Source organism: Haliscomenobacter sp. (genome assembly GCF_033763495.1).
Classification (GTDB): Bacteria; Bacteroidota; Bacteroidia; order Chitinophagales; family Saprospiraceae; genus Haliscomenobacter.
Map to the genome: position 1 here is coordinate 1 of NZ_JANRKL010000129.1, position 3,964 is coordinate 3,964.

The window sequence follows — 3,964 nt, forward strand, 5'->3', positions numbered from 1 at the left end:
ACCTTCCCTCGTCTTTTTGACGACTTCTTTACCCGCGATTTGTTCGACTTCAACAATCGCAGCAATTCATTTACCCACACCACCATCCCGTCGGTAAACATTGTAGAGAACAATGAGGGTTTTGCAGTTGAGATGGCTGCCCCCGGAATGGACAAGGGTGATTTTAACATTCAGCTGAACAACGAGGTGTTGACCATTTCTTCCCAAAAGGAATGGAAGCAAGAGATGAAAGACAACGAGCGTTACACCCGCCACGAGTTCAGCTACCAAGCCTTCGAACGTTCCTTCCATTTGCCTAAAACGGTGGTGGATGAGTCCAAAATCAAAGCAGAGTACAACAATGGTATTTTGCGGGTTTTGATTCCCAAAAAAGAAGAAGCCAAGGCGCTTCCTCCACGCACCATTGTTGTGCAATAGTCTTTTGGTTTAATTGATTCAAGCAAAAGCAGTGGCTGCAGCAGTTCAGCCACTGCACTTTGCTGAAACTGAATGCACCAACTTTTACGAACAAATTTCAAGTTTGCTTTAAAACTGGAAGAGAACATGAAAAAGATCCTGATCTTCTCCGGATTGCTCTCACTGGCAGTGACAGGCACTACTCTGGGGATTTATTCCCTGTTCCAAAATCAGCGTGCCATCAAAATTGAACACATCAACAGCACACCAGCGGCCAAGGCCGTGTACACCCTGAACGACAAAGGGGAGGTTATTCCTCTGGACTTTACCCAAACCGCAGCCAAAGTGATGGATGCGGTGGTTCACATCAAGTCCACCCAGGTGCATGCCAGTGCTCAGCGCAATGTCCCCAACCCTTTTGGCCAGCTGCCTGAAGGTGATTTATTCAAAGACTTTTTTGGGGAGCGCTTTTATTTTGGCCCGGGCGAATCGCCTCAACAGCGCCGCAACCCACAATTGCAAGTAGGAACGGGCAGCGGGGTGATCATCAGCCCGGACGGCTACATCGTTACGAACAACCACGTTATTGCAGATGCGGATGACCTGGAGGTTACCTTGCATGACAATCGCACCTATAAAGCAAGTGTAGTGGGGACTGACCCTAGCACCGATTTGGCCCTGATCCAAATCAAAGAAAAGAACCTTCCCGTTTTACCTCTGGTCAATTCCGATGAGGTAAAAGTTGGTGAATGGGTCATGGCCGTAGGTAACCCTTTCAACCTGACTTCTACCGTTACAGCGGGCATCGTCAGTGCCAAAGGGCGCAACATCAATATCCTCAAAGAACAGTTTGCCGTAGAGAGTTTCATTCAAACCGATGCAGCGATTAACCCTGGCAACAGCGGAGGTGCCTTGGTAAACCTCGAAGGCGCTTTGATTGGCATCAATACGGCCATCGCCAGCCCAACCGGAGCTTATTCCGGTTACGGTTTTGCGGTGCCCAGTAACATTGTCAACAAAGTGGTAGAAGACCTGCTGCGTTTTGGTACGGTACAGCGTGGCGTCCTGGGCGTAATGATCCGTACGGTGGATGGCAACCTGAAAAAGGAAAAGAACCTGGAAACGGCCGCGGGAGCCTATGTAGATAGTTTGCTGGAAAAAAGTGCCGCTGGTGCCGCCGGGATCAAACCTGGTGATGTGATTGTAGCGGTGAATGAACAAAAGGTACAAAGCTCTCCAGAGTTGCAGGAGGCTATTGCCCGCCACAGACCTGGTGATGTCGTCAACATTAAGGTGAATCGCAAAGGCCAGGAGAAAGAATTCAAGGTAACCCTCAACAACCGTAAGGGTGGAACCGCTCTGGTGCGCCAGGAAAATCAGAGTGTATTGGATGCCCTGGGGGCAGACTTTGAAACCCTCGATGCGAAAGTGGCTAAAAAACTGGAGATTCCAGGTGGGGTCAGAGTGAAAAACCTTAGCGCAGGTAAGTTGCGCAAAAATACCGACATGCGCGAAGGTTTCATCATCACCAAGGTAGATGGCCAAAGTGTGAACAGTGTGGAGGATCTTACTCGTATCCTCAGCAAAAAGAAAGGAGGGGTGATGTTGGAAGGGGTGTATGAAGATTTGCCCGGGGAGTATTATTACGCATTTGGGTTGTAAACATCCTGATGGTGAGGTGCTCGATCAGGGTGCCTTTTTCCCAAAGTCAGCTCAATTGCTTCGAATTTTAAGTGCAGTTAAGGCGTACATTTTTTCGGCAGAAAAGTGTACGCCTTAACTTTTTTGACCTTTCATTGAAATAATCCCACCATTCGTTGAATCTTTTTGCAATCCCTCGCCAAGCCGCCGTTCTTTGACTCATCAAACAACAAACAACAATATCTTTTACATCAAAAAACACCCATCATGCAATCCAAAAATTTTGTTTATGCCCTGGCTTTGTTCGTATTTGCTGGAATAAGCACTTCCTGTGAAAAAAATCAGGACGATCAGCTCAGCACCGAAATAGATGCAACAACTACCGCGATTGTAGCGGAATTGGCCAGTACCCTGACTCAGGATTTAGCCAAAATTGGTACCCAATCTGTGCAAGGACAATTGCTGACCAACGGTGTATGCGGCGCTACTCAGGATACCACCTTTTCCAATGCCATCACCCAAGGCAATTTCAGCAAAACAGGTAGCATAAACCTCCAATGGACACTCAATTGCAATCAACTCAAAGTACCTGTTTCGGCCAGGGTGGTGGCAGCTGGAAGTGGAAACCTTGACAGCAAGATTCTTAGCTCAAGTAGCGAAAGTGACGGCGATTTTACGCTGAGCGGATTGGCCAAATCGGCAAGTACTTACCAGTTGGATGGTTCTTTTATCCAAATGGCCAAACCAGTGTCCAAAGTGCGGAATGAAACACATTTTTATTCCCAAATCGATGCCACCGTGAGCAAGCTTAGTGTAAGCAAAGCGACCACACCAAGCATCACCGGGGGCACGGTTACTTTCAAGGTGCAAACTGGACAACTGCGTGAACAAGCCCAGTTCCTGGTAGAAGGTAGCATTGTATTCAAAGGCAACAAACAAGCTACCCTGACTGTGAACGGCAAAACGTATGAGATCGACCTCAATTGATTCAAAGGGGATAGGGAGTTCGGGGAAATCACTCGAACTCCTGGATTCTGAAACACAAACTCATCATGATGCAATACCTCATTGAACAATTTGGCCTGTTCCCTGGCTGGTTGTTGGGATCACTGGCCATCTTTTTGCGCTACCTGGTGTTTGCTGGCACTGCTTTTTTGATTTTCTATGTGTTGTTCAAACAACGTTTTTTTATCAAAAAAATCCAGCAAACCTACCCCAAAACCCAACATTTGCTCAATGAGCTGTCCCACTCAATTGCCACAGCATTTGTATGGGCGACGATCGGCCTCGGCATTTATTGGCTGCGCAAAAACGGGTATACCCATATTTATCTAAGCCTGAATGAGTACGGCTGGGCCTACCTGTTTTTTTCGTTTTGGTTCCTGGTGTTTTTGCACGATACCTATTTTTACTGGATGCACCGCTGGATGCATCATCCCCGCTTGTTTCCGATTTTGCACCGGGTGCACCATTTGTCCTGGAACCCTACGCCTCTGGCTTCTTTGTCTTTCCATCCACTGGAAGCGATTTTGGAAATCGGGGTAGTGCCAATGATCGTTCTGGTGATGCCTTTTCACCCACTGGTGCTGTTTTTGTTTGCGACCTGGTCCTTGTTGTTCAATGTACTGGGGCATTTGGGCTACGAGATTGCACCCAAGGGTTTTGTGAATCATCCTTTTTGGAAATGGTTCAACACGCCTACCCACCACAACATGCACCACGCCAAGGTCAATTACAATTTTGGCCTCTATTTCAACATCTGGGATCGCCTGATGGGCACCAACCACCCGGAATATGAACATACGTTTAATCAGATTAAAAATAGGGTTGAGGAGTTGAGGAGTTGAGATTAAGGCTAACAAATTGGTCACTGAGCGTAGTCGAATTGCCGGATTGTTATCCGTAATATCAAAACCGCAACATTCTC

Annotated in this window: 4 protein-coding genes; all 4 read left to right on the plus strand. The window is 47.4% G+C overall.

Annotation, left to right across the window (positions count from 1 at the left end; all coding sequences use genetic code 11):
* On the plus strand, positions 1 to 417 hold a 417-nt coding region (locus SFV55_RS13530), incomplete at its 5' end, for an Hsp20/alpha crystallin family protein (RefSeq protein WP_320030045.1).
* 126 nt (positions 418 to 543) lie between these two features.
* Positions 544 to 2,058 carry a Do family serine endopeptidase gene (locus SFV55_RS13535; protein WP_320030046.1) on the plus strand — a complete coding sequence of 505 codons (1,515 nt, stop codon included), beginning with the start codon at positions 544 to 546 and terminating at the stop codon, positions 2,056 to 2,058.
* A gap of 246 nt (positions 2,059 to 2,304) precedes the next feature.
* Positions 2,305 to 3,024, plus strand: coding sequence for a hypothetical protein (locus SFV55_RS13540; RefSeq protein WP_320030047.1), 720 nt, complete (start codon positions 2,305 to 2,307; stop codon positions 3,022 to 3,024).
* 65 nt (positions 3,025 to 3,089) lie between these two features.
* Positions 3,090 to 3,884, plus strand: a complete 795-nt coding sequence (locus tag SFV55_RS13545) for a sterol desaturase family protein (RefSeq protein ID WP_320030048.1) — start codon at positions 3,090 to 3,092, stop codon at positions 3,882 to 3,884.
* Positions 3,885 to 3,964 lie beyond the last annotated feature (80 nt).

Bases quoted from the DNA above. Each gene is read 5' to 3' on its own strand.
- SFV55_RS13545 (WP_320030048.1), top strand. From the start codon at position 3,090: ATGATGCAATACCTCATTGAACAATTTGGCCTGTTCCCTGGCTGGTTG.
- SFV55_RS13540 (WP_320030047.1), top strand. From the start codon at position 2,305: ATGCAATCCAAAAATTTTGTTTATGCCCTGGCTTTGTTCGTATTTGCT.
- SFV55_RS13535 (WP_320030046.1), top strand. From the start codon at position 544: ATGAAAAAGATCCTGATCTTCTCCGGATTGCTCTCACTGGCAGTGACA.